The 24,617-nt window shown below is 65.6% G+C and carries 21 protein-coding genes and 1 tRNA gene; 6 read left to right on the top strand and 16 right to left on the bottom strand.

The annotated features are described in order from the left end of the window. Window positions 1–25 precede the first annotated feature (25 nt). The 13 genes from HWX09_RS15785 to cysS form a co-directional block, all read right to left on the bottom strand. Window positions 26–1,900, bottom strand: a complete 1,875-nt coding sequence (locus tag HWX09_RS15785; protein WP_027784808.1) for an extracellular solute-binding protein — start codon at window positions 1,898–1,900, stop codon at window positions 26–28. Between the two features lie 139 nt (window positions 1,901–2,039). After that, the gene (locus tag HWX09_RS15780; protein ID WP_027784809.1) at window positions 2,040–2,396 is read right to left on the bottom strand and encodes a hypothetical protein; all 357 of its coding nucleotides are present in this window, start codon (window positions 2,394–2,396) and stop codon (window positions 2,040–2,042) included. A gap of 336 nt (window positions 2,397–2,732) precedes the next feature. After that, window positions 2,733–3,065: a cytochrome o ubiquinol oxidase subunit IV gene (gene cyoD / locus HWX09_RS15775; protein WP_027784810.1), complete on the bottom strand. Its 333-nt coding sequence runs from the start codon at window positions 3,063–3,065 to the stop codon at window positions 2,733–2,735. After that, a complete protein-coding gene (gene cyoC, locus HWX09_RS15770) occupies window positions 3,066–3,674 on the bottom strand; it encodes a cytochrome o ubiquinol oxidase subunit III (protein WP_027784811.1) in 609 nt (202 codons plus the stop codon). Then, the gene (gene cyoB, locus HWX09_RS15765) at window positions 3,674–5,680 is read right to left on the bottom strand and encodes a cytochrome o ubiquinol oxidase subunit I (protein ID WP_027784812.1); all 2,007 of its coding nucleotides are present in this window, start codon (window positions 5,678–5,680) and stop codon (window positions 3,674–3,676) included. Before cyoB ends, cyoC begins: the two co-directional genes overlap by 1 nt. A gap of 3 nt (window positions 5,681–5,683) precedes the next feature. Beyond that, entirely contained in the window at window positions 5,684–6,571 is an 888-nt protein-coding gene (gene cyoA / locus HWX09_RS15760) for a ubiquinol oxidase subunit II (protein ID WP_027784813.1), read from the bottom strand. 278 nt (window positions 6,572–6,849) lie between these two features. Beyond that, a complete protein-coding gene (locus HWX09_RS15755; protein ID WP_027784814.1) occupies window positions 6,850–8,379 on the bottom strand; it encodes an NADH-quinone oxidoreductase subunit M in 1,530 nt (509 codons plus the stop codon). An 843-nt stretch (window positions 8,380–9,222) separates the two neighbouring features. After that, a tRNA-Ser gene (locus HWX09_RS15750) sits at window positions 9,223–9,316 on the bottom strand. Between the two features lie 111 nt (window positions 9,317–9,427). After that, window positions 9,428–10,681: an aspartate kinase gene (locus HWX09_RS15745; protein WP_027784815.1), complete on the bottom strand. Its 1,254-nt coding sequence runs from the start codon at window positions 10,679–10,681 to the stop codon at window positions 9,428–9,430. A 342-nt stretch (window positions 10,682–11,023) separates the two neighbouring features. Next, window positions 11,024–12,445: a tRNA lysidine(34) synthetase TilS gene (tilS, locus tag HWX09_RS15740; RefSeq protein WP_027784816.1), complete on the bottom strand. Its 1,422-nt coding sequence runs from the start codon at window positions 12,443–12,445 to the stop codon at window positions 11,024–11,026. 46 nt (window positions 12,446–12,491) lie between these two features. Then, the gene (locus HWX09_RS15735) at window positions 12,492–13,463 is read right to left on the bottom strand and encodes an acetyl-CoA carboxylase carboxyltransferase subunit alpha (protein ID WP_027784817.1); all 972 of its coding nucleotides are present in this window, start codon (window positions 13,461–13,463) and stop codon (window positions 12,492–12,494) included. Window positions 13,464–13,566: 103 nt separating this feature from the next. Continuing rightward, window positions 13,567–14,394, bottom strand: a complete 828-nt coding sequence (locus HWX09_RS15730) for a DNA-3-methyladenine glycosylase (protein WP_027784818.1) — start codon at window positions 14,392–14,394, stop codon at window positions 13,567–13,569. Between the two features lie 43 nt (window positions 14,395–14,437). Beyond that, window positions 14,438–15,835, bottom strand: coding sequence for a cysteine--tRNA ligase (cysS, locus tag HWX09_RS15725; RefSeq protein WP_027784819.1), 1,398 nt, complete (start codon window positions 15,833–15,835; stop codon window positions 14,438–14,440). 234 nt (window positions 15,836–16,069) lie between these two features. Between cysS and HWX09_RS15720 the strand changes: the two genes are divergently transcribed. The 4 genes from HWX09_RS15720 to HWX09_RS15705 all read left to right on the top strand — a co-directional run bounded on the left by HWX09_RS15720 (window position 16,070) and on the right by HWX09_RS15705 (window position 18,818). Then, on the top strand, window positions 16,070–16,795 hold the full coding sequence (locus tag HWX09_RS15720) for a tetratricopeptide repeat protein (protein ID WP_027784820.1): 726 nt from the start codon (window positions 16,070–16,072) through the stop codon (window positions 16,793–16,795). A gap of 39 nt (window positions 16,796–16,834) precedes the next feature. Continuing rightward, window positions 16,835–17,410 carry a peptidylprolyl isomerase gene (locus tag HWX09_RS15715; RefSeq protein WP_027784821.1) on the top strand — a complete coding sequence of 192 codons (576 nt, stop codon included), beginning with the start codon at window positions 16,835–16,837 and terminating at the stop codon, window positions 17,408–17,410. Window positions 17,411–17,498: 88 nt separating this feature from the next. Next, window positions 17,499–17,990, top strand: a complete 492-nt coding sequence (locus HWX09_RS15710) for a peptidylprolyl isomerase (RefSeq protein WP_027784822.1) — start codon at window positions 17,499–17,501, stop codon at window positions 17,988–17,990. Window positions 17,991–18,017: 27 nt separating this feature from the next. Then, window positions 18,018–18,818, top strand: coding sequence for a UDP-2,3-diacylglucosamine diphosphatase (locus HWX09_RS15705; protein ID WP_027784823.1), 801 nt, complete (start codon window positions 18,018–18,020; stop codon window positions 18,816–18,818). Between the two features lie 43 nt (window positions 18,819–18,861). On the opposite strand, the gene cysE is transcribed toward HWX09_RS15705, so the two are convergent. Further along, window positions 18,862–19,635: a serine O-acetyltransferase gene (gene cysE, locus HWX09_RS15700; protein ID WP_027784824.1), complete on the bottom strand. Its 774-nt coding sequence runs from the start codon at window positions 19,633–19,635 to the stop codon at window positions 18,862–18,864. Window positions 19,636–19,913: 278 nt separating this feature from the next. Then, window positions 19,914–20,738 (bottom strand): RNA methyltransferase, encoded by an 825-nt coding sequence (locus HWX09_RS15695; protein ID WP_027784825.1) that lies wholly within the window; start codon window positions 20,736–20,738, stop codon window positions 19,914–19,916. 281 nt (window positions 20,739–21,019) lie between these two features. Between HWX09_RS15695 and HWX09_RS15690 the strand changes: the two genes are divergently transcribed. Further along, complete coding sequence (locus HWX09_RS15690; RefSeq protein WP_027784826.1) at window positions 21,020–21,823, top strand: inositol monophosphatase family protein; 804 nt, start codon at window positions 21,020–21,022, stop codon at window positions 21,821–21,823. Between the two features lie 303 nt (window positions 21,824–22,126). Next, a complete protein-coding gene (locus HWX09_RS15685; protein WP_027784828.1) occupies window positions 22,127–23,749 on the top strand; it encodes an NAD(P)/FAD-dependent oxidoreductase in 1,623 nt (540 codons plus the stop codon). 117 nt (window positions 23,750–23,866) lie between these two features. Here HWX09_RS15685 and HWX09_RS15680 read toward each other — a convergent pair whose 3' ends face one another. Continuing rightward, complete coding sequence (locus HWX09_RS15680) at window positions 23,867–24,562, bottom strand: isoprenylcysteine carboxylmethyltransferase family protein (RefSeq protein ID WP_034185426.1); 696 nt, start codon at window positions 24,560–24,562, stop codon at window positions 23,867–23,869. Window positions 24,563–24,617: the final 55 nt, after the last annotated feature.

Here is a 24,617-nt window from a genome sequence, read left to right as displayed (position 1 = left end):
GGGTTGGACGAAGGGCCGGCGCGGGTCAGTGATCGGGCTGCGCCCACCAGGTCGACACGACCCAGCCCTCGGCCGAATAGTACAGCGGCAGCGTCTGCGGATAGGCCAGCGTGCGCTTGTACGCGATGCGGTGCGTCGTGCTGTACCACTGCGGGACCGCGTAGTAGCCGTGCATCAGCACACGGTCGAGCGCGTGCGTCGCGTCGAGCAATTCCTCGCGCGTCTGCGCGGTGCCGAGCGCATGCAGCAACGCGTCGACGGCCGGCGATTTCAGCCCGATGAAGTTGTCGGAGCCCGGCTCGTCGGCGAACTTGCTCGCGTAACGCGAGTATTGCTCGGTGCCCGGCACCTGCACGCCCGGCAGGCGGATCGTCGTCATGTCGTAGTCGAACGCATCGAGGCGCTTTTGCAGCAGCGCGTAATCCGCCGTGCGAAAGCGCACGTCGATGCCGAGCTTCGCGAGGTTGCGCCGGTAGGCGGTCACGACGCCTTCCATCGCGCCGCCCGCATCGTCGAGGATCTCGAACGCGAACGGCTCGCCCTTCGCATTGCGCAGCGCGCCGTCGCGATAGGTCCAGCCGGCCTGCTCGAGCAGCGCGCGCGCCTTCAGCAGGTTCGCGCGCAGCGAGCCTGGCGGATTCGTGTCCGGCTGCGTGACCATCGGGCCGAACACGGCCGGATCGAGCTGCGCGCGCAGCGGCTCCAGCAGCTTCAGCTCGCCCTCGCCCGGCGTACCGGTCGCCTGCAGGTCGGTGTCGGCGAAATAACTATCGAGGCGCGTGTATGCGCTGTAGAACAGCTGGCGGTTCAGCCATTCGAAGTCGAACGCGAGATCGAGCGCCTGGCGCACGCGCACGTCGCGGAACAGCGGCCGGCGCAGGTTCATGAAGAAGCCCTGCATGCCGGCGCCGTTATGTTGGCGGAATTCGCGCTTGACGAGCTCGCCGCTGTCGAAGCGCTTGCCGACGTCGCGCCGCGTCCAGTTGCGCGCGATGTACTCGACGAGCACGTCATATTCGCCGGCCTTGAACGCCTCGAGCCGCGCGACGCCGTCGCCGTACAGCTTGTAGACGATCCGCTCGAAGTTGTTGGTGCCGATCCGTACCGGCAGATCGGCGCCCCAGTACGCGGGATTGTGCCGGTAGGTGATCGTGCGGCCGTTGTCGTAGCGCTCGATCAGGTACGGGCCGCTGCCGATCGGCTGCTCGAACGCGAGCTGGTCGAACGGGATGCGCGAGCCGTCCGCGCGCACTCCCCACTTGCGCGAGAACACGGGCACGCCGCCGGCGATCAGCGGCAACTCGCGATTCGCGCTGCGGAACTCGAACCGCACGGTGGCCGGATCGACGACCACGGCCTTCGCGATCTCCGCGAAATACGCGCCGAACTGCGGTGCGGCCTGCTTGCTCTTCAGCGTGTCGAACGAAAACTTGACGTCGTCGGCCGTGACGCGATCGCCGTTCGAGAAGCGTGCGCGCGGATTCAGGTGGAACGTGACCGAGCGGCGGTCCGGTGCGACGTCGATGTCGTCGGCCAGCAGCCCGTAGGCGGACGCCGGTTCGTCGGAGCTGCCGGTCGCGAGGCTCTCGAACAGCATGTCGATGCCGGGTGCGGAGTTGCCGCGCAATGTGAACGGATTGAATTTGTCGAACGACGTCATCCGGTTCGGGTTCGCGAGCACGAGCGTGCCGCCCTTCGGCGCGTCGGGGTTCACGTAGTCGAAATGCTTGAAGCCCGGCGGATACTTCGGCTCGCCGTACTGCGCAATGGCGTAGGCCGCGTGCGCGCACGGCGCGGCCAGCGCCGCGTGCAGCATCAGCACCGCGGCCACACGGCCGGCGGCCCGCAGCGCGCCGAGGCAGGCGCGCGCGGCGGCGGCCCGGGGCGAACCCTTCGTCATAGAGGCTCTTCGGTCGAATGAGGGGAGTAACGTGGGCGATTCTACCCATTCAACGTGTCGAGCCAAAAGAAAACCGCCACGCGGGCGGTTTCCTCACGAGCAGCTGTCGCGCACGCGGCACGCATGCGCGACCGGTCGATCAGCGCCAGCCGTTGTGGCGGCCGTGATCCCAGTGGCCGCGATCGTCGCCCCAGCCGCGCCCATGGCGGCGATACCATTCGTCGCGGCCCCAGTAGCGGCGGCCGTCCCAGTAGCGGTCGCCGTGCCAGCCGATCACGATTGCCGGCGCCGGCGCGTACACGGGCGCCGGTGCATAGACAGGCGCCGGCTGATAGACGACCGGCGGAGGCGGCGGCGCATACACGGGCGCGGGCGCGACGTAGACCGGTGCCGGCACGCCGACGTTGATCCCGACATTGACTCCCGCCATTGCTGCGCCCGACACGAGCAAGGCTGTCATACCGGTCAGGAGCGAGGCAACACGCAAAGTCTTCATGGATTCCTCTTCTGGTTGTGTCATGTGTGATTCGACTATAGCGGCAAGCGCCGTCTCCGCATATTTCAAGTTTGTAAGAACTGATGCGCGGCATCGCAACGGGAAGCCCGCGCTAACGTCTTGTAACAATCGGCGACCCGACGGCGGCGCCCGAGACCCTTTGCGCCCTTCCCGGGTTTGCACTCGATTCGGCGATGCGCGCCACGCGCCGAATCATACTGCCTTCGCCTGCGGGCAGGCGCCGCCGGCACCGACGCAAACCCTCCCCCGACGGACGAAAAAAAAGCGGCACTCGCGTGCCGCTTTCCCGGGTGGCGCATCGCGCCACGCTGCCGCTCAACGCGACATCATGTTCATGCTGACGTTGTGCATCACCCACAGCGTGCCGACGATCAGGATCGCCGCGGTCAACACCGTATAGCTGAACGCCATCACGTTCCAGCGCTGGCCCGACGAGCCGTTCATGTGCAGGAAGTACACGAGGTGCACGATGATCTGCACGAACGCGAGCACGGCCAGCCCGATCAGCGACGCATGCGGCGACAGCACGCCGCCCATCACGAGGCCGAACGACGCGGCCGTGAGCAGCACCGACAGGATGAAACCGGCGACGTAGCCGCCGACACTGCCGTGCCCTTCTTCGAGTTGAGACGAATGCGAATGGGCCATTTAGATCACGCTCGCGAGATAGACAAAGGAAAACACGCAGATCCACACGATGTCGAGGAAGTGCCAGAACAGGCTCAGGCACGTCAGGCGTCGCAGGTCGCGATCGGTGAGATCGCCGCCGCGCAACACGATCTGCGCGGCCAGCACGATCATCCACAAGAGGCCGGCCGTCACGTGCAGCCCGTGCGTGCCGACCAGCGTGAAGAACGCCGACAGGAACGCGCTGCGCTGCGGGCCGGCGCCTTCCGCGATCAGGTGCGAGAACTCGCGCAGCTCCATCGCGAGAAACGCCGCGCCGAGCACGAACGTCACCGCGAGCCACGCGAGCAGCGCACCGCGCCGCTGCTTGTACGCCGCAAGCATCGCGAAACCGTACGTGATGCTCGACAGCAGCAGCGCGGCGGTTTCGACCGCGACGCCAGGAATGTCGAACAGCTCTTTCGCGGTCTGCCCGCCCGCGTACTGGTGGCCGAGCACCGCGAACGTCGCGAACAGCGCCGCGAAGATCACGCAGTCGGTCATCAGGTACAGCCAGAAACCGAACACCGAATGCGACGGCGGATGGTCGTCGTGCTCGAGCAGGGTTGCGCTCAAGGTTTTCTGCAACATCAGTTGGCCTCCAGTTCCACGTCGTCGACGCGCGCGGCCGTGCGCTTCGTCGGCTGCTTGTCTTCGGTCTTGCGCACCGTCGACGCAGGGATGTAATAGCCGTCGTTATCGCGCGAGCTGTAGATCACGAGCGTCGCGATGATTCCGACGAGCCCGCCGATCGCCATCCACCAGATGTGCCATACCAGCGCGAAGCCGAGCACCAGGCTGAAGATCGCGATCACGAGGCCCGCACAGGTATTCGATGGCATGTGGATGTCGCGAATCGCCGCCGGGTTCGGCCGGCCCTCGCCGCGCCCCTTCATGTCCGCATACGCGTCCAGCGTGCGCACCTTCGGGATCACCGCGAAGTTGTAGTCGGCCGGCGGCGACGAGGTCGCCCACTCCAGCGTACGGCCGCCCCACGGGTCGCCCGTCGTGTCGCGGTACTCGGGCAGATGGCGGTTGCGGATGCTGACCACCAGTTGCAGCAGCTGGCACGCGATGCCGATCGCGATCAGCACGGCGCCGAACGCGGCGACCAGCAGCCACGGATGCCACGCCGGGTTGTCGTAGTGGTTCAGGCGGCGCGTCATGCCCATGAAGCCGAGCACGTAGAGCGGCACGAACGCGACGTAGAAGCCGACCTGCCAGAACCAGAACGCGGCCTTGCCGAGCTTCTCGTTCAACTTGAAGCCGAACGCCTTCGGGAACCAGTAGTTGAAGCCCGCGAGATAGCCGAACAGCACGCCGCCGATGATCACGTTGTGGAAGTGCGCGATCAGGAACAGGCTGTTGTGCAGCACGAAGTCCGCGCCGGGAATCGCCATCATCACGCCGGTCATGCCGCCGAGCGTGAACGTGACCATGAAGCCGATCGTCCACAGCACGGGCGTCGTGAATTCGATCCGGCCGCGGTACATCGTGAACAGCCAGTTGAACACCTTCACGCCGGTCGGAATCGCGATGATCATCGTCATGATCCCGAAGAACGCATTCACGTTCGCACCCGAGCCCATCGTGAAGAAGTGATGCAGCCACACGAGGAACGACAGCACCATGATCGCGCACGTCGCGTACACCATCGTCTTGTAGCCGAACAGCGGCTTCTTCGCGAACGTCGCGATGACTTCCGAGAAGATCCCGAACGCCGGCAGGATCAGGATGTACACCTCCGGATGGCCCCACGCCCAGATCAGGTTCAGATACAGCATCGCGTTGCCGCCGGCGTCGTTCGTGAAGAAGTGCATGCCGAGGTAACGATCGAGGCCGAGCAGCGCGAGCGTCGCGGTCAGGATCGGGAACGACGCCATGATCAGCACGTTCGTGCAGAGGGCCGTCCACGTGAACACCGGCATCTTCATCAGCGTCATGCCGGGCGCGCGCATCTTGATGATCGTCACGAAGAAGTTCACGCCGGTCAGCAGCGTGCCGACGCCGGAAATCTGCAGCGCCCACAGGTAGTAGTCGACCCCTACCCCCGGACTGAACTGCAGCTCCGACAGCGGCGGATACGCGAGCCAGCCCGTCTGCGCGAATTCGCCGATCACGAGCGACAGGTTGATCAGGATCGCGCTGACCGCCGTCATCCAGAACGACAGCGAGTTGATGAACGGGAACGCGACGTCGCGCGCACCGATCTGCAGCGGCACGACCAGGTTCATCAGGCCGACCATGAACACCATCGCCATGAAGAAGATCATGATCACGCCGTGTGCCGTGAAGATCTGGTCATAGTGGTGCGGCGGCAGGTAGCCGGGCGCGTTGTACGCGAGCGCGAGCTGCATGCGCATCATGATCGCGTCGGCGAAGCCGCGCAGCAGCATGATCAGCGCGACGATGATGTACATCACGCCGAGTCTCTTGTGGTCGACCGTGGTCAGCCATTCCGTCCACAGCCATTTCCAGCGGCCGGTGATCGTCAGCGCGGCGAGAATGCCCAGCACGACCAGCCCCATGAAGGCGCCGGCCCCCATGATGATGGGCTGATCGAACGGGATCGCCGAAAGTGTGAGTTTGCCGAACATGCGTTACCCCTTCGTGCCGCAGGCGGCGTCCTTCAGGTCGAGGACGTGGCCATCGTTGTATTTCGCGATGATGTTGTGGAAGAGCCGCGGATCGACCGACGAGAAGTAGCGCACCGGCGCCTTCTCGCTCGGCTGCGCCACGCCGCCGTACATGGTCGCGTCGAGTCGGTCCGGGGACGCCTTCACCTTCTGCACCCAGGCATCGAACTGCTCGCGCGGCTCGGCGAGCGTGCGGAACTTCATGTCGGAGAAACCGCGGCCGCTGAAGTTGGCGGACGTGCCCGCGTAGTTGCCGGGCTCGTCGGCGATCAGATGCAGGCGCGTCTGCATGCCGGCCATCGCGTAGACCTGGCCGCCGAGCTGCGGGATGAAGAACGAATTCATCACCGAATCCGACGTGATGCGGAAGTTCACCGGCGTACCGACCGGAATCGCGAGCTGGTTCACCGACGCGATGCCGAGTTCCGGATAGATGAACAGCCACTTCCAGTCGAGCGCGACCACCTCGACGTCGATCGGCTTCACCGCCGATTCGAGCGGCTTGTACGGATCGAGCTCGTGCGTGGTCTTCCACGTGAGCACGCCGAGGAACAGGATGATCAGCGTCGGCACCGTCCAGATCACGACCTCGATCGCGGTCGAGTGCGACCAGTTCGGCGCGTAGGTGGCGTTGCGATTGGACGCGCGATAACGCCACGCGAACCACAGCGTGAGCAGGATCACCGGCACGACGACGATCAGCATCGCCCACGTCGAGGTTGCGATCAGCGCCTTTTCGGCGGCGCCGACGCTTCCTTTCGGATTTAGTACATCTAAATTACATCCTGACAGGCTTAAAGCCGCGCCGATTGACATCAGCGCCGCCCAGCCTCTTGAAGCTCTTCTTTTCATCACACCGCCCGAGGGTCATTGAATCCGTTTGCGTATGCCCGATGCGCATTCGATTCACGAAATTGGCCGAATCATACGTCGCGCGAGTGCGATGAAAAACCTGTGCATGCGGCAAATCATCATTGCAAAATCTGCCGTGAGTCACATTGTCGCGGGGCAATTTCACGCAGCCGGAAGCGCGCCCGACACTCCCCGTGCCGGACCTCGATCGATGCGTGCGCAACGATGCTTGCCGCGCGATGCGGCCCGCTCGAGCGGTGCGGCTCGGTGCGCCGCGATCAGTCGTGCGTCGATGCCATGTACGACGGCTGGGCCTGCGCGGGGCCGTCCCCTGCCGGCACTTTCGAACGGCTCGCCTCCTGGATCAGCTTGCCGACGGTCGGATCGATCGCATCGGTGAACGGCTTCGGATCGATGCCGACCGCCAGCACGATCAGCGCGAGCGACGCGAACATCACGATCTCGCGACGATTCAGGTCGGCGAGCTTCGCGACCCGCTGGCTCGAGACCTTGCCGAACACCACGCGCTTGAGCATCCATAGCGTGTACGACGCGCTGAGGATCAGCGTGAGCGCCGCGATCGCGCCGATCCAGAAGTTGAAGCGGATCGCGCCCATGATCACCATGAACTCGCCGACGAACCCCGACGTGCCCGGCAGGCCGACGTTGGCCATCGCGAACAGCAGCGTGAAGGTCGCGAAACGCGGCATCACGCCCGCCACGCCGCCGTACGCGGCGATCTCGCGCTGCCGGGTGCGATCGACGAGCACGTTCACGCACAACAGCATCGCGCCCGCCACGAAGCCGTACGACACGAGCTGCACGATCGCGCCTTCGACGCCGATCCGGTTGAACAGGAACAGCCCGAGCGTGACGATCCCCATGTGCGCGACCGTCGAATACGCGAGCAGCTTGCCGAGATCGGTCTGCGCGAGCGCGATCAGGCTCGCATAGACGATCGCGAACAGCGACAGCGCGATCACGGCCGGCGCGAAGAAGTGGCTCGCATCGGGCGTGATCGGTAGCGCAAAGCGCAGGAACCCGTAACCGCCGAGCTTGAGCATCGCGAGCATCAGCGCGGCGCCGGTCGGGCCGTCCGTGTACACGTCGCTCAGCCACGTGTGGACCGGCCACATCGGCACCTTGACCGCGAATGCGGCGAAGAAGCCGAGGAACACCAGCAACTGCGGCGCGAAGCCGAGCTGCAGCGTGCGCCACACGGCCATGTCGAACGTATGCGACTGCGCGTACAGGTACAGCATCGCCATCAGCAGCAACAGCGAGCCGGTGAACGAGATGAAGAAGAACTTCACGGCCGCATAGACGCGGCGCTCGCGCCCCCACGTGCCGATCAGCAGGTACAGCGGAATCAGCGTCGCCTCGAAGAAGATGAAGAACAGCAGCCCGTCCTGCGCGGCGAACACGCCGACCATCAGCCCCGACAGGATCAGGAACGACGCGTAGTACTGCGCGACGCGCACCGTGACCGATTCCCACGACGCCACCACCACGACGAGCGTCGTGAATGCGGTCAGCACGACCAGCCACAGCGACGCGCCGTCGATGCCGACCCGCCATCCGGCGTTGAATGCCGCCAGCCAGTCGCGTCTTTCGACGAACTGCATCATCGCGGAATGCGCATCGAAGCCGGCAATCAGCGGGACGACGGCCGCCAGCCCGGCAATCGCGCCGACCAGCGCGATCAGTCGTATCCGGCGCGAATGCTGGTCGGAACCGGCGCGCAGCAGCACCGCGCCGAACAGGATCGGAACCCAGATGGCCAGGCTCAGGAAGGGAAAGTCGTGCATGTCAACAAGGCCTTGAGGAGGTCGCGCCTTGCATCGGGGAAAGGCGCAACGAAAGGAACGAAATCAAATCGACAGGTAGATTTCGTGAATCGCCAATGTTGGCAAAATGTAAAGCGGCGTCATCGGAAAACTTGACGCCGCTCAAACGCGATCGGGTTTACCAGCATAAGGCGATTGATTGTTTTCTGCAGCGCAGCAGAACGTTATTTTTCGGTGTCGGCGTAGTTCGCTGATTTTTATGAGTAATTTTTTGTAGTGCTCGATGCGCTGCGTTGCGCAAATCGACGCGGCGCCGCATTTTGATGGCAATCGGTCAGGTCGAAGGGTCGGAACAAGAGAGCTGACAGGCGGCGGTGCAGCGATTGTCTGGTCCTCGTTTCCTTACACAGATACTTTCATTTTTATTTCCGTTGATGTCGCGTGCCTTCGCACCGCCTCTTTCACTCGGCTAGCCGCAAACGCCGATAACCCAAGCGGTTCCCTACGGGTCTCGTCATCGCACGATAGTGATCGTGCCGTACGGGAGCCGTGGACCGTCGCATGCCGATACACGAGCAGGTGTGCGTAACGTGCGTGGCTGTCGACCAACCGGCCGATAGGTCGATGAGGCAGAATGACGGGAACGGAATGCGGGTTTGCCGAGCGCATTGCCTTGAGTCGCATCCGACGATCCGCGATATGTAGCGCATGACGCCGCTCAGGTCGAACTCATCGCTCGATTGAGCGTACCGACGATGCGCGCCCGAGGACGAGATCCGTCGAGCATCGATGCCCGACGCACGACGGGCCGAAAAAGAAAAAGCCCCGCAAGTCCGAGAACTTGCAGGGCTTTGTCACCGCTTTTGGCGGAGACGGAGGGATTCGAACCCTCGATCCAGGTTTTGGCCCAGATGCTCCCTTAGCAGGGGAGTGCCTTCGACCTCTCGGCCACGTCTCCCAAACCTTCGCTCGCACCAGGGAGGCAGTGCGACGAGAACAAGATCATATAGGGTTTGGAGCCGTTGGTCAATTTCCATGATGCATTTTCTTCAATGCATCACGAAAAAATTCACGATGCCTGGTCGAGTTCGAATACCTTGTGCAGCGCGCGGACAGCCAGCTCCATGTATTTCTCGTCGATCAGCACCGAAATCTTGATCTCGGACGTCGAGATCATCTGGATGTTGATGCCCTCTTCCGACAGCGTGCGGAACATCTTGCTCGCGACGCCCACGTGCGAACGCATGCCGACGCCGACGACCGACACCTTCGACACCTTCGGGTCGCCCTGCACGCGCTCCGCGCTCACATGGCCCTGCACCTGGTTGGTGAGGATGTCCATCGCCTTCTGGTAGTCGCCGCGGCCGACCGTGAACGTGAAGTCGGTCTTGCCTTCGACGCTCTGGTTCTGGATGATCATGTCGACGTCGACGTTCGCATCGGCTACCGGGCCGAGGATCTGATATGCGATGCCGGGCTTGTCGGGCACGCCCATCACCGCAATGCGTGCTTCGTCGCGCTGAAACGCGATGCCGGAAATGACTGCCTTTTCCATGGTCTCGTCTTCTTCAAAAGTAATCAGGGTGCCCGAGCGCATTTCTTCGTCGAGCGCAATCAGCGGATCGGTCAGGCTCGACAGCACACGCGTCTTCACCTGGTATTTGCCGGCGAATTCGACCGAGCGGATCTGCAGGACCTTCGAGCCGAGGCTGGCCATTTCCAGCATCTCCTCGAACGTCACGCGATCGAGGCGGCGCGCCTCTTCGACGACACGCGGATCGGTCGTGTAGACACCGTCGACGTCGGTATAGATCAGGCACTCTTCGGCACCCAGCGCAGCCGCCACCGCCACCGCCGACGTGTCCGAGCCGCCCCGGCCCAGCGTCGTGATGTGGCCGTCCGGATCGACGCCCTGGAAACCCGTGATGATCACGACCTTGCCTGCGTTCAGATCGGCCTTCACGCGCTCGTCGTCGATCGAGTGAATGCGCGCTTTCGTGTACGCGTTGTCGGTCTTGATCGGTACCTGCCAGCCTGCATAGCTCACGGCCTCGACGCCGATTTCCTGCAGCGCGATCGACAGCAGGCCGACGCTGACCTGCTCGCCGGTCGACGCGATCATGTCGAGCTCGCGCGGGCTCGGCTGGCTCGAAATCTCTTTCGCAAGACCGAGCAGACGGTTGGTTTCGCCGGACATCGCCGAGGGCACGACCACCATCTGGTGCCCGGCCTGATGCCATTTTGCGACGCGTTTCGCGACGTTCTTGATGCGCTCGACCGAGCCCATCGAAGTGCCGCCGTATTTATGTACGATGAGTGCCATTGTCGTTCTGAACTGGAGGAGAAACCGCACGGGCGCGCTGGGCAGGCCGCATGGCCGTTCGGTCACGCGGCTTGTGGCTGTGGACGGACGACGAGGGGGGCGGCTGGGATGCAACACGCAAGCGTGACGGATTTTGCCCGGAAGGCCGATCAGGCCGCGCAAACCGGGTACGTCACGCGGAAAACCTGCACAAAACGCTCAAAAATCGAGCCGAGCAAACGACCGAGCGTACCCGATAGAAGCCCACTTGACAAGCCGGGCGCCCTGTCGGCGGCCGTTCCGGCGCTGTTTACCAAATGGTGAAAAAGGGCACGCCATCGCGCCGTGGGCAACGCGCCGCCGCTAGGCGATCAGCAGGTCGGGACGCCATTCGATCTGGCGCCATGCGGCGGCGCCGGGCGCCGCGTCGTCAGGCACGTCGATGTCGCGATTGACGCCCAGCCGCGGCACGTAGATCAGCCGCTCGCCCGCGAACAGCAGCGGCACGTCGCGCTGCCAGGCGGGCACGCCGCGCTCCTGGAACAGGTTCTTCAGCGTCCGGCCCGGCCCGCCCGGCGACGTACGCATCCGTTCGCCGCCGGCCCGGGCGCGCGCCGCCAGTCGCGCGCCGCGCAGCAGCCCTTCCGGCACCGCATCGGCGCTGCCCGCGTCGGCCGGCGCGAACACGAACGTGCCGCGCCATCCCGGCAGGCGCCACACTTCCTGTCCGTCCCATGCGAGCGCCGCCTCCGGTCGCGGCGTCCCCGTGCCGTCGTCGGCCGGTTCGCTGCTGTCGCCCGCTTCCCAATAGACGACATCGCGATAGAGCCGCAGACACTGCCCCGCGTGATCGAGGCGCAGCGCATGCGCGTCGTGCGCCGCGCGCAGTTGCCGCATCATGTTGGCAAGCCGGGCAGCCGAGGCGCCCGGCAAACCGAGCCGACGCATCCAGAAGCGCAGCAGGTTCGCGCCTCGCGTGTCGTCGAACGCGACCAGCGCGTCGCGCGACAGCGCCTGACCGTCGTCGCGCACGGCGACGGCGAAATCCAGCTCCGCCAGATCGTCGAGCAGCCGCTGAGCGGCCGCCGCATGCTGGGCCGCGCGACCGAGCGCATCGCGAAAACCCGGGAAATGCACGGCCAGCGCCGGCAGCACGTCGATGCGCAGCGCATTGCGCGCATAGCGCGTATCGCCGTTGGATTCGTCGTCGATCCACGCGAGCGCGCGCTGCTTCGCATAGCGCTCAAGTTGTGCGCGCAACAATCGCAGCAATGGACGCACACGTTCGGTGCTCGTGCCGTCGGGGCGATAACGCGGCGCCATCGCGGCAAGCCCCGCGATCCCGGCACCGCGCAACAGTTGCAGCAGCACGGTCTCGGCCTGGTCGTCCGCATGCTGCGCGACCCACAGCGCCGCCACACCGTGGCGCTCGCCCATCTCGTCGAGCGCCGCGTAGCGACGCTCGCGCGCCGTCGCCTCGATTCCGAGCCCGCTGTCGCGCGGCACGTCGACGTGCATCGATTCGAATACGACACCGAGCCGTGCCGCTTCCGCTTCGGCATGCGCGACCCATGCGTCGGCGTTCGCGCTCAGGCCGTGATGCACGTGCAGCGCGACGCAGCGCGATGCACCCGCGACGCGCACGGCCGCATCGAGCAGCACCGTCGAATCGAGGCCGCCGCTGTAGGCGATTGCGATGCGCGCATCCGGCGGCAGGCCGGAAAGCGCAACGCCGACCGCGTCGAGTACGACGCGGTCGGCGGAGAATTCGGTGGGCGGGATCACGAGCGGGATGCGCGCACGGCGGCGCGCGAATTGAATACGCAGCCGGTCATGCGCCGGGCGTGGTTTCCTTGTACTTGCCGTAGGCCATCAGGCGCTCGAAGCGGCGCTCGCGCAGCGCATCGATGCTCATGCCCTGGAACTGGCGCAGCGAATCGGCCAGCGCACGGCGCAGCAGCGCGGCCATGCCCTTCGGATCGCGATGCGCGCCGCCGAGCGGCTCGTTGATGATCTTGTCGATCAGGCCGAGCGCCTTCAGGCGGTGCGCGGTCAGGCCCAGCGCTTCCGCGGCTTCCGGCGCCTTCGCGGCGCTCTTCCACAGGATCGACGCGCAGCCTTCCGGCGAGATCACCGAGTAAGTCGAGAACTGCAGCATCATCACGGTGTCGGCCACGGCGATCGCGAGCGCGCCGCCCGAACCGCCCTCGCCGATCACCGTCGTGATGATCGGCGTCTTCAGCTCGGCCATCACGTACAGGTTGCGGCCGATCGCCTCCGACTGGCCGCGCTCTTCCGCGCCGATGCCCGGGTACGCGCCCGGCGTGTCGACGAACGTGAAGATCGGCAGCCCGAACTTCTCGGCCAGACGCATCAGGCGTTCGGCCTTGCGATACCCTTCCGGACGCGGCATCCCGAAGTTGCGCGCGGCGCGTTCCTTCGTGTCGCGGCCCTTCTGGTGACCGATCACCATGCAAGGATGGCCGCCGAAGCGTGCGAGACCGCCGACGATCGACAGGTCGTCCGCGAACGCGCGGTCGCCATGCAGTTCGTGAAAATCGGTAAACAGTTCCGCAACGTAGTCGAGCGTGTACGGCCGCTGCGGGTGCCGCGCGATCTGCGAAACCTGCCACGGCGACAGGTTCGCGTAGAGGTCTTTCGTCAGTTGCTGGCTTTTCTTCGACAGCCGCTCGATTTCTTCCGAAATATCGACAGCCGAGTCGTCCTGCACGAATCGCAGCTCTTCGATCTTGGCCTCGAGTTCGGCGATCGGCTGTTCGAAATCCAGAAACGTGGTCTTCATGTGTTCGAATCCTTGGGTCTTACGGCAGCGCGTATTCTACCCGCGCGGGCGACACTCAAAACCGGCTCTCAACTATTGATGTTCAAAACCCGATAGCCGACACTCAGGCGTCGGTGTCGGGCGCATCGAGGCTGCGCCACATGTACCAGGTCGCGACGGTGCGCCACGGCTCCCAGTTGGCCGCGACCTCGCGCGCCTCGCTGCGCGTGACGGGTTCCCCGCTGAAGTAATTGACGCTGATCGCGCGGATGAGGCCCGGGTCGTCGAGCGGCAGCACGTCCGGCCGCGACAGGTTGAAGATCAGGAACATCTCGGCCGTCCAGCGGCTGATGCCGCGGATCTGCGTGAGTTCCGCGATCACGTCCTCGTCGTCCATCGACGTCCATTTGTCGACGTGCAGCGCCCCCGACACGAAATGCTGCGCGAGATCGAGAATGTATTCCGTCTTGCGCTTCGACAATCCGCACGCGATCAGCTTGTCCGCGCCGAGGCGGATCACCGGTTGCGGCGCGAGTTTCGGACAGGCGTCCTCGATGCGCGCCCACAGCGACTGGGCGGACGGCACCGAAATCTGCTGACCGACGACCGAGCGCGCGAGCGTGACGAACGGGTCGCCGCGCTTCACGAGATGCGCGGGGCCGAACTTCGGAATCAGTTTCTTCAGGATCCGGTCGCGCTTGACGAGGTCCGCGCACGCCTTGTCCCAATAGGCAGGACGCACGACGACCTCCTCGCCGTCCGCTTCGGACACACGTGTCTTGCGGGCCGCGTCGGCGGCCGGCAACGCGGCCGCGGGCGGCGCATGACCGTTGAGCGCGCCGTTCGGCGCGGCGCGCGTCGCGTCCGCCTTCGTCGCCGGTACGCGCTTGGCTGCCGGACGCGCGGCGACCGAGGTCGCGCGCCTGACCGGCGCTTTTCTGGCCGTTGCCATCTTGCCTCCTACCTGACGGATCGGTCAGTGGAATGCGCCGCGCTCATACGCGACGCCATTCGGTCGATCCGCCCGGTTTGTCTTCAAGTGCGATGCCGGCTTCGAGCAATTCCGCCCGGATCCGGTCCGCTTCGGCATAGTCCTTCGCTTGCTTCGCCGCGACGCGCGCGGCGATCTTCGCGTCGATCTCGTCGGCAGCGAGCCCGCCCGCCTGCGCGGCGCCCGACGCCTGCTGCAGGAACGCGCGCGGTTCGCGGCCCAGCAGGCCGAGCAGGCCCGCCAGTTGTTTCAGTTGCCGCGCGAGCGACGCATCGCGCGAGCGGTTGACTTCGCCCGCCAGTTCGAACAGCGTCGCCACCGCGACCGGCGTGTTGAAATCGTCGTTCATCGCGGCCGCGAAACGCTGCGCGTGCGGCTCGTTCCAGTCGAGCGCGAGCGTATCGGCGTCGACGTCCTTCAGCGCGGTGTACAGACGCGTGAGCGACGCGCGCGCATCGTCGAGATGCACGTCGCTGTAATTGAGCGGCGAACGGTAGTGCGTGCGCACGATGAAGAAGCGCATGACTTCCGCGTCGTAACGCTCGAGCACTTCGCGGATCGTGAAGAAGTTGCCGAGCGATTTCGACATCTTCTCGTTGTCGACCTGCACGAAGCCGTTGTGCATCCAGTAGTTGACGAACGTCTGGCCGGTCGCGCCTTCGCTCTGCGCGATCTCGTTCTCGTGGTGCGGGAATTGCAGATCCTGCCCGCCGCCGTGGATGTCGAAGTGATTACCGAGCAGCGTGCAGCCCATCGCCGAGCACTCGATGTGCCAGCCCGGGCGACCCATCCCGTACTTCGACGCCCACGACGCGCCTTCCGGATCTTCCGGCTTCGCGCGCTTCCACAGCACGAAGTCGAGCGGATCTTCCTTCGCGTCGTTCGCGGCGACGCGCTCGCCCGCGCGCAGATCGTCGAGCGACTTGCCCGACAGCTTCCCGTAGTTCGCGAACTTGCGCACCGAGTAATTGACGTCGCCGTCGCGCGCCTGGTACGCGTAGCCGTTCGTCTCGAGCGACTCGATCATGCCGAGCATCTGCGGGATGAACTGCGTCGCGCGCGGCTCGATGTCGGGCCGCTGGATGCCGAGCGCGGCTTCATCCTCGTGCATCGCGCCGATGAAGCGGTCGGTCAGCGACTTGATCGTCTCGCCGTTCTCGACCGCACGGCGGATGATCTTGTCCTCGATGTCGGTGATGTTGCGCACATACGTGACCCGATAGCCGATCGCACGCAGCCAGCGCTGGACGAGGTCGAACACGACCAGCATGCGCGCGTGGCCCACGTGACAATAGTCGTAGACGGTGATCCCGCATACGTACATCCGCACTTCGCCGGACTGGCGCGGCACGAAAACTTGCTTGTCACGCGCGAGCGTGTTGTAGATGCGCAGTGATTCCATAGAGATGAACCGTGAGCCGAAGGAAACCGCCCTGGCGAAGCTCGCCCAGCATGTGAAACGGACGGACCGTCTGCCGCGGCGCCAGGCCGCGCGTCCTCGATATCACATGGGGCGGTCAGGCTGCAAGCACAGCGGTGACGGCCACGAGAGGCTAAGAAAGACTGTCTGACGCTCGCCGGAACGCGCAGACGTTTTGTTAGAATGGGTCGGAGTATAACATTCCGATTTACGCCTATGAAACCTCATCACGGCCGCGCGCGAAGCGCTGCGACCCTCGTTGCGACTACCGTGATGGGCGTCGCGCTGACGCTCTTCGCGGCCCCCGCGGCGCATGCGCAGAAAGCCCCGGCCACCGCCGACGGCACCCCCGAAATCGACTCGTCCATCGCCGGCAAGCAGTGGAAGCAGGCGCTCGCGCAGCTCGACGCGCGCATCGCGTCGAATCCGCACGACGTGCAGGCGCAGTTCAAGCGCGGCACCGTGCTGGCCCGCCTGAACCGCGACGACGACGCGATCCAGCAGTTCGTCGCGATCACGCAGGCGTACCCCGAACTGCCCGAGCCGTACAACAATCTCGCGGCGCTCTACGCGAAGCACGGCCGCTATGACGAAGCGCGCACCGCGCTCGTCACCGCGACGCAATCGAATCCGGGCTACTCGCTCGCGTACGAGAACCTCGGCGATCTCTACCTGCGGCTCGCGGCCGAATCGTACAAGCGCGCGCAATCGCTCGGCCGCACGAGCGGCGCGACCGCGCAACGCCTCGCCGATCTCCAGAAGATCGTGTCGCCGTCGAAGGCCGCGCCGAATGCCCGCGCGGTCGCGCCGGCCACGCGCGACTACACCGACCGCGCAGCCGCGAACGTGAGCACCACCACGCTGCCGATGTCGCCGACGTTCCAGTTCAGCGGACCGTCGGGCGCACTGGCGGCGCCGTACGTCGCGCCGCCGTCGCAATAAGCGGCGCGGCCCCTTTTCCCTCCCAACCTGAGGATCGCAATGAAACGTCTGTTGCTGGCGCTTGGCGGCGCCGCCCTTCTCGCGACCGCGCCCGCGTTCGCGCAAACGGCCACCGCGCACCCCGTCGTGCAGCTGAAGACCTCGCAGGGCGACATCCGCGTCGAGCTCTATCCGGAGAAGGCGCCGAAGTCGGTTGCCAACTTCCTCGATTACGTGAAGTCCGGCCAGTACAACGGCACGATCTTCCATCGCGTGATCAAGGGCTTCATGATCCAGGGCGGCGGCTACAAGACCAACTTCGAGGAGAAGCCGACCCGCGCGCCGATCCCGCTGGAGAGCCGCAATGGTCTGAAGAACCTGACGGGCACGATCGCGATGGCGCGCACCAGCGACCCGAATTCGGCCACCGCTCAGTTCTTCATCAACACGGTCGACAACAGCGGCCTCGACTACCCGAACCCGGACGGCAACGGCTATGCGGTGTTCGGCAAGGTCGTGTCGGGTCTCGACGTCGTGAAGAAGATCGAAGGCGTGGCGACGACCTCGCGCGGTCCGATGCAGGACGTGCCGGCCCAGCCGGTCCTGATCGAATCGGCCAGCATCGTCTCGAAGTAAGAACCTGCCGGCACGTCCGGCGCCTCACGCGGCCGCGTCGCACGACCGGCCGCGTGCCATTTAAACCGCCTCATCGAAGGAATTCATCATGGTTGAACTGCATACGAACCACGGCGTGATCAAGCTCGAACTCGACGCCGAGAAGGCACCGAAGACGGTCGAGAACTTCCTGAACTACGTGAAGAAGGGCCATTACGACGGTACCGTGTTCCATCGCGTGATCAACGGCTTCATGATCCAGGGCGGCGGCTTCGAGCCGGGCCTGAAGCAGAAGCCGACCGACGCGCCGATCGACAACGAAGCGAACAACGGCCTGAAGAACGACAACTACACGGTCGCGATGGCGCGCACCAACGATCCGCACTCGGCGACCGCCCAGTTCTTCATCAACGTGAACGACAACGACTTCCTGAACCACTCGTCGCCGACGCCGCAGGGCTGGGGCTACGCGGTGTTCGGCAAGGTCGTCGAAGGCCAGGACGTGGTCGACAAGATCAAGGGCGTCAAGACGGGCAACGCCGGCTTCCATCAGGACGTGCCGGCCGACGACGTCGTGATCGAAAAGGCCGTGGTGGTCTGACCCACCCGCCGTTACGGAGGCACTTCGATGTTGCAGGAGAGTCCGCCGCGAAGCGTCTCCGCGGGCGTGCCGGGCGAGCGCGAGTACGCGCAAGCCGCACGCCCGTTCCTGTTTCTCTCCGATCTGCATCTGAGCGAAGCGATTCCCAAGACGGTCGCCGCGTTCGAGCATTTCGTGAAATACACCGCCGACAGCGCCGATTCGGTGTTCATCCTCGGCGACCTGTTCGAATACTGGATCGGCGACGACATCCTCGACGACGATCCGTTCGCCGCGCGCATGGCCGCGCTGATGCACACGTTCTCGGAACGCGGCATCGCGCTCTACGTGATGCACGGCAATCGCGATTTCCTGCTCGGCCGGCGCTTCATGAAGGCCGCCGGCGCGATGCTGCTGCCCGATCCTTCGCTGATCACGGCGTTCGGCCAACGCATCGTGCTCGCGCACGGCGACGCGCAATGCACAGCCGACCGCGGCTACCAGGTGTTCCGTCGCTTCGCGCGCAACCGCGTCGCGCAATGGCTGTTTCTCGCGTGGCCGCTCCGCTGGCGCCGCGCACTCGCGCAGCGCATGCGCTCGACCAGCGAAGCGGGCCGCATGCGCCCTGCTTCGGCCATCTACGACGTCACGCGCGAAGGCGTGGCCGCGCTGTTCCGGAAAAGCCGCGCGAGCGTGATCATTCACGGCCACACGCACCGCCCCGCGTGTCACGCGGAAGCGGGTGGGATCCGCTGGGTGCTGCCCGATTGGGATCTCGATCACGGCACGCCGCGCGGCGGCTACCTGCGCGTCGATGCGGAAGGCATCCATGCGATGCCGCTCGACTGACGCCGCCGCGCCGACCAGCAGCCGTCGGCGCCCTGCTCGTTCGTTACATCTGGCGTTCGACCGTCTTGCCTTCCAGCACCGCGGACAGCCTGCGCAGGTCGAGGCGCGCCGCGTCGGCGCCCTGCAGCGTTTCCAGATGCGTGCCGAGCCGCTCGAGCGCGGCGACAATTTCATCGACGCGGCGGCTTTCCTTCGCCGCGTGATCGATCAACCCGTGAATCGCGAGCGACATCGGATCGTCGGCATTCGGCGTGATCCCGTACGCGCAGAACGCCGCCCGCTCGGGCTGCGGCTTCGGCTGCGCCGGCATCACGATGCGCGCCGGATTGCCGACCGCCGTGCCGCCCGCCGGCACCGGCTTGACGACCACCGCGTTCGAGCCGATCTTCGCGCCCGCGCCGACCGTGAAACCGCCGAGCACCTTCGCGCCGGCGCCGACGATCACGCCGGCCTCGAGCGTCGGGTGGCGCTTCGCGCCGCGCGTGAGCGACGTGCCGCCCAGCGTCACGCCCTGGTAGATCGTGCAGTCGTCGCCGATGATCGCCGTCTCGCCGATCACGACACCCATGCCGTGATCGATGAACACGCGCCGGCCGATCGTCGCGCCGGGGTGGATCTCGATCCCGGTCAGGAATCGGCCGGCCTGCGACGCGAACCGCGCGAGCCAGTAGCGTTTCGCGCGCCAGCATGCGTGCGCGAAACGGTGCAGCACGAGCGCATGCAGCCCCGGATAACAGGTCAGCACTTCCCATGCACTGCGAGCGGCGGGATCCCGCTCGCGAATCGTTGCAACGTCTTCGCGCAGTCTCGTGAACATGATGTGATCTGGGAAAAGGCCGGCGCGCATCGCCGGCAATGCCGGCCGTTATCGCGCCGGGTCATTTGCTTATGACGTCCGGCGATTGTAGGGCCAGTCGCGCGCGGCCGCACGCGGTCGCATGTTCACCCCGCCGCCGGCGCGGGTATTCGCCGGGACGCATGCTGGGGCGGGGTTTCCGGGGGCGGTCAGACGATAGCCGGACGCGGCGCTTAGGGCTGGTCAACGCGTGACGAGCCGACCAAACGACGCATCCGTCGGGCCGGAGCGCCGACCCCTTACGCGTCGTCGCCCGGCTTGCCCGATTTCAGCAGGATGTGCTTCGCGACGCCGCGCAGGATGTTGACCTCCTCGCGCTCGAGGCCCGTGCGCGCGAACAGGCGCCGCAGCCGCGACATCAGCTTCTTCGGATTGCGTGGATCGAGGAAGTCGAGCGCGATCAGTGCGTTCTCGAGGTGCACGTACATCCCCTCGATCTCGTCGCTCCGCGCGAGCGTGCCGACTTCGGCCTGCGGCTGCGCCGACGGCTCGCTCGCCTGCTCGAGAAACGCGACGCGCAACTCGTACGCGAGCACCTGCACGGCCTGCGCGAGATTCAGCGAACTGTAGGCCGGATTGGCCGGAATGTGCGCGAGCGCGCTGCACTGCTCGACATGCTCGTTCGCGAGACCGGTGCGCTCGTTGCCGAACACGAGTGCGATGTCGCCCGTGCCGACCTGCGCGCTCGCCTGCGCGGCGGCCGCGCGCGGCGCGAGGCGCGGCGGCCCGTATTCGCGCGTGCGCGCGGTCAGCGCGATCGACCAGTGAACGCCGGACAGCGCTTCGCCGAGCGTCGGCACGACGTGCGCGGACGCGAGGACGTCGTCCGCGCCGCTGGCCATCGCGATCGCCTCCGGGTCGCTCTGCACGTGCGGCACGCGCGGCGCGACCAGCACGAGGCGCGAGAAGCCCATCGTCTTCAGCGCGCGGGCGGCCGCCCCGACGTTGCCGGGATGGCTCGGCTCGACGAGCACGAAGCGAGTGGACGTGAAGCCGCCGGACGGCGGCGAGGACGAGGCCGCGCCCGATTCGGACGGCGCGGCGGTGTTCTGCGAGGTTTCCACTACGATACGACTCGGTTCATCAGAATGGCCGTATGGTATCGCCATCGCCCCCGCAAACCCACTCGTCCGGACGGCCAGTGGGGGTTTCCCCGCATGCCGGTCGCCTGAAACCGGCGAAAATCGGGTAAAATCATGCCTTTACGCGTTGCGCACCGCGCAGCGCGGGTCGTACCCCGCTCTTTGTCAATTCGCGTCTCACCTCGCCCCGGCACGCTTGCGCCGTTCCGGGCGGTTGTCCCACTTCGTGGCGGCCCGTGCCGCCGGCTACAGGATCCAGGCTCATGCATCCCATGCTCAACATTGCTGTCAAGGCTGCGCGCCGCGCCGGACAGATCATCAATCGTGCGTCCCTCGATCTCGACCTGATCGAGATCCGCAAGAAGCAGCAGAACGACTTCGTCACCGAAGTGGACAAGGCCGCCGAAGACGCGATCATCGAGACGCTGAAGACCGCCTACCCCGACCACGCGATCCTCGCGGAGGAATCGGGCGCATCGGAGAACGAATCCGAATTCAAGTGGATCATCGATCCGCTCGACGGCACGACCAACTTCATCCACGGCTTCCCGTACTACTGCGTATCGATCGCGCTCGAGCACAAGGGCGTCGTCACGCAGGCCGTCGTCTACGATCCGAACAAGAACGACCTGTTCACGGCCACCCGCGGCCGCGGCGCGTACCTGAACGACCGCCGCATCCGCGTGGGCCGCCGCGACCGTCTGTCGGACGCGCTGGTCGGCACGGGCTTCCCGTTCCGCGAGAAGGACGGCCTCGACGCATACGCGCGCCTCTTCACCGAGATGACGCAGGCCTGCACGGGCCTGCGCCGCCCGGGCGCGGCGGCGCTCGATCTCGCGAACGTCGCGGCCGGCCGCCTCGACGCATTCTTCGAGCAAGGCATCAACGTGTGGGACATGGCGGCGGGCAGCCTGCTGATCACCGAGGCCGGCGGCCTCGTCGGCAACTACACGGGCGACGCCGATTTCCTGCATCGCCACGAGATCGTCGCCGCGAACCCGAAGATCTACGCGCAGATGATCCCGATCCTGAACCGCTACAGCCGCGTGCATCCGGCAGCGGAGTAAGCCCGGGCCGCGCCCGCGTGGCGCGGCTTTCGCGCAAACCGCTCGCGCGGCGTCGTCACGACGGCGCGACGATCGCCCGAAACGCGGGAAAATCTTCCGTGCACACGGGTCGCTTCGTGCGCCTATCCTGAAGTTGCTCGCGTTGCCCGTACGGATCGGCGTGCTGCCGCCCGCACCGCTGGTCCCGCAACGACAGCGCATGGTTTGCGTCCGGCATGCCCGCGCGGCGAACGACGCCGCCGGCATGCCGGCCCGCCTGTATCAACACCGCCACGGCGCCGTGGCAATCGCATCCGAGTCCCCATGTTACGGCTAAGCGAAATTAAACTCCCCCTCGATCACCCCGACAGCGCGCTCGAGGCCGCGATTCGCGCGCGCCTCGCGGAGCTCGGCGTGGCGGAAGACGGGCTGCTCCGTTACTCCGTGTTCCGCCGCGCGCACGACGCGCGCAAGCGCGCCGACATCAAGCTTACGTATATCGTCGACGTCGAAGTCGACGACGAAGCAGCCGCGCTCGAGCGCATCGCCGGCAAGCCGCATTGCGGCGTGACGCCCGACATGACGTACCACTTCGTCACCAAGGCGCCCGAACACGCCGATTTCCTGCGCCCGGTCGTCATCGGCATGGGGCCGTGCGGGCTGTTCGCAGGGCTGATCCTCGCGCAGATGGGGTTCCGTCCCATCATCCTCGAACGCGGCAAGGCCGTGCGCGAGCGCACCAAGGACACCTTCGGCCTGTGGCGCAAGAGCGTGCTCAATCCCGAATCCAACGTGCAGTTCGGCGAAGGCGGCGCGGGGACGTTTTCCGACGGCAAGCTGTACAGCCAGATCAAGGATCCCAACCACTATGGCCGCAAGGTGCTGGACGAATTCGTCAAGGCCGGCGCACCCGAGGACATCCTGTATCTGAGCCGGCCGCACATCGGCACGTTCCGACTCGTCAGCATGGTGGAAAAAATGCGCGCGTCGATCCACGAACTCGGCGGCGAAGTGCGTTTCGAAACCCGCGTCGACGACATCGAAATCGACCAGGGCAAGGTACGCGCGCTCAAGCTGTCGAACGGGGAAACGCTGCGGTGCGACCGCGTGGTACTGGCCGTGGGCCACAGCGCGCGCGACACGTTCCAGATGCTGCACGACCGCGGCGTCTACATCGAAGCCAAGCCGTTCTCGCTGGGTTTTCGCATCGAGCATCCGCAGGGGCTGATCGATCGCAGCCGCTTCGGCAAGTTCGCGGGCCACAAGCAGCTCGGCGCGGCCGACTACAAGGTGGTCCACCACGCAAGCAACGGGCGCGCCGTCTACAGCTTCTGCATGTGCCCGGGCGGCACGGTGGTCGCCGCGACCTCGGAGCCCGGCCGCGTGGTCACCAACGGGATGAGCCAGTATTCCCGCGCCGAGCGCAATGCGAATGCGGGCATCGTCGTCGGCATCACGCCGGACGACTATCCGGGCGGCCCGCTCGCCGGCATCGCGTTCCAGCGCAAATGGGAAGAACGCGCGTTCGAACTCGGCGGCGGCGATTACCGCGCGCCGGGCCAACTGGTCGGCGATTTCATCGCGGGCCGGCCGTCGACGTCGCTGGGCGCCGTGGAGCCGTCGTACAAACCCGGCGTGAATCCGACCGATCTCAGCACCGCGCTGCCGGACTACGTGATTGAAGCGATTCGCGAAGCCCTGCCCGAGATCGACAAGAAAATCGCCGGCTTCGCGATGCACGATGCCGTGCTCACCGGCGTGGAAACGCGCACGTCGTCGCCGATCCGGATTCGGCGCAAGGACGACTACCAGAGCATGAACGTCGAAGGCCTGTATCCGGCCGGCGAAGGCGCCGGGTATGCGGGCGGTATCTATTCGGCGGCGATCGACGGGATCGAGGTCGCGCAGGCGGTGGCGCTCAGTCTGACGTCGACGCACGCGTCCTGATCTGCGATACGGGGCCGGCGCGCGAAGGTCCGTGACCCGAGCGCGCCGGCTTTCGCGTGTCCGCCGCGCCCATGCGCGTCATCGACGCCCAGCCATTGCGCGCTTTCGGCGTTCCCGTCAAAACACGCCTGGAATCAACCGGTACCGGACCTTCGTCTTGTACGCACGATAATCCGCGTCTTCCGACAGCACCCGCTCTTCCATTCTGATTCGCCCGATCTGCAACAGCATCCAGACGCCGATCGTGAGAGCGTTTCGGGTACTGAAGTTCGAGAGCAGAAAACCGATTTCGGACAGCAGGTAACCGACATAGATCGGGTGACGCATGAACCGGTACGCACCCGTCGAGACGACTCCGCGATTGGCTGGCAGCAGGCCGAACGAGCGCCCCAGCGACAGCTTCGCGAATAGTTGCCACGCAATCCCGCAAATTTGCCAGGTGCCTCCGGCCCACTCCGGAATCAGTTGCGTACTGGCGGTCAGTTGGTAGGCGAGGCAATAGAACGACCCGCCAAGAGAAAAGCACACCGCGACGGGGTGCCAGTCGCGTCGCGTCGGCAATTTCGCAAAAGCCGACATGCCGACGGTCAGTACCGCGGAGACCAGCAGCAGGATCAGCGTGATCCGGCTCGGATCCGATCGCCACGACATATAAATCAGATAAGCAAACACGCCCAGCACGGTTACCGACAACACGCGTGCGCCAAGCTCGATCAGATCGATCCGCTCCGATTCATCTGCGCCCCCTCCAGCGGGCAGCGCCGCGGTACTTTGCGAGCATGCGCCCGCCGCTTCTCCTATGGCCTGCTTCATGTTCGTGCCCCGTTATTTATTGCGTTTTTATATATTGCCGTTTCAGGCTAGCACG

The sequence above is a fragment of the Burkholderia sp. BCC1208 genome (assembly GCF_902833095.1).
Taxonomy (GTDB): domain Bacteria; phylum Pseudomonadota; class Gammaproteobacteria; order Burkholderiales; family Burkholderiaceae; genus Burkholderia.
This window is presented reverse-complemented; position numbering and strand designations above follow the sequence as displayed.

Bases quoted from the DNA above. Each gene is read 5' to 3' on its own strand.
- HWX09_RS15785 (WP_027784808.1), bottom strand. From the start codon at position 1,900: ATGACGAAGGGTTCGCCCCGGGCCGCCGCCGCGCGCGCCTGCCTCGGC.
- HWX09_RS15780 (WP_027784809.1), bottom strand. From the start codon at position 2,396: ATGAAGACTTTGCGTGTTGCCTCGCTCCTGACCGGTATGACAGCCTTG.
- cyoD (WP_027784810.1), bottom strand. From the start codon at position 3,065: ATGGCCCATTCGCATTCGTCTCAACTCGAAGAAGGGCACGGCAGTGTC.
- cyoC (WP_027784811.1), bottom strand. From the start codon at position 3,674: ATGTTGCAGAAAACCTTGAGCGCAACCCTGCTCGAGCACGACGACCAT.
- cyoB (WP_027784812.1), bottom strand. From the start codon at position 5,680: ATGTTCGGCAAACTCACACTTTCGGCGATCCCGTTCGATCAGCCCATC.
- cyoA (WP_027784813.1), bottom strand. From the start codon at position 6,571: ATGAAAAGAAGAGCTTCAAGAGGCTGGGCGGCGCTGATGTCAATCGGC.
- HWX09_RS15755 (WP_027784814.1), bottom strand. From the start codon at position 8,379: ATGCACGACTTTCCCTTCCTGAGCCTGGCCATCTGGGTTCCGATCCTG.
- HWX09_RS15745 (WP_027784815.1), bottom strand. From the start codon at position 10,681: ATGGCACTCATCGTACATAAATACGGCGGCACTTCGATGGGCTCGGTC.
- HWX09_RS15735 (WP_027784817.1), bottom strand. From the start codon at position 13,463: ATGAAGACCACGTTTCTGGATTTCGAACAGCCGATCGCCGAACTCGAG.
- HWX09_RS15730 (WP_027784818.1), bottom strand. From the start codon at position 14,394: ATGGCAACGGCCAGAAAAGCGCCGGTCAGGCGCGCGACCTCGGTCGCC.
- cysS (WP_027784819.1), bottom strand. From the start codon at position 15,835: ATGGAATCACTGCGCATCTACAACACGCTCGCGCGTGACAAGCAAGTT.
- HWX09_RS15720 (WP_027784820.1), top strand. From the start codon at position 16,070: ATGAAACCTCATCACGGCCGCGCGCGAAGCGCTGCGACCCTCGTTGCG.
- HWX09_RS15715 (WP_027784821.1), top strand. From the start codon at position 16,835: ATGAAACGTCTGTTGCTGGCGCTTGGCGGCGCCGCCCTTCTCGCGACC.
- HWX09_RS15710 (WP_027784822.1), top strand. From the start codon at position 17,499: ATGGTTGAACTGCATACGAACCACGGCGTGATCAAGCTCGAACTCGAC.
- HWX09_RS15705 (WP_027784823.1), top strand. From the start codon at position 18,018: ATGTTGCAGGAGAGTCCGCCGCGAAGCGTCTCCGCGGGCGTGCCGGGC.
- cysE (WP_027784824.1), bottom strand. From the start codon at position 19,635: ATGTTCACGAGACTGCGCGAAGACGTTGCAACGATTCGCGAGCGGGAT.
- HWX09_RS15690 (WP_027784826.1), top strand. From the start codon at position 21,020: ATGCATCCCATGCTCAACATTGCTGTCAAGGCTGCGCGCCGCGCCGGA.
- HWX09_RS15685 (WP_027784828.1), top strand. From the start codon at position 22,127: ATGTTACGGCTAAGCGAAATTAAACTCCCCCTCGATCACCCCGACAGC.
- HWX09_RS15680 (WP_034185426.1), bottom strand. From the start codon at position 24,562: ATGAAGCAGGCCATAGGAGAAGCGGCGGGCGCATGCTCGCAAAGTACC.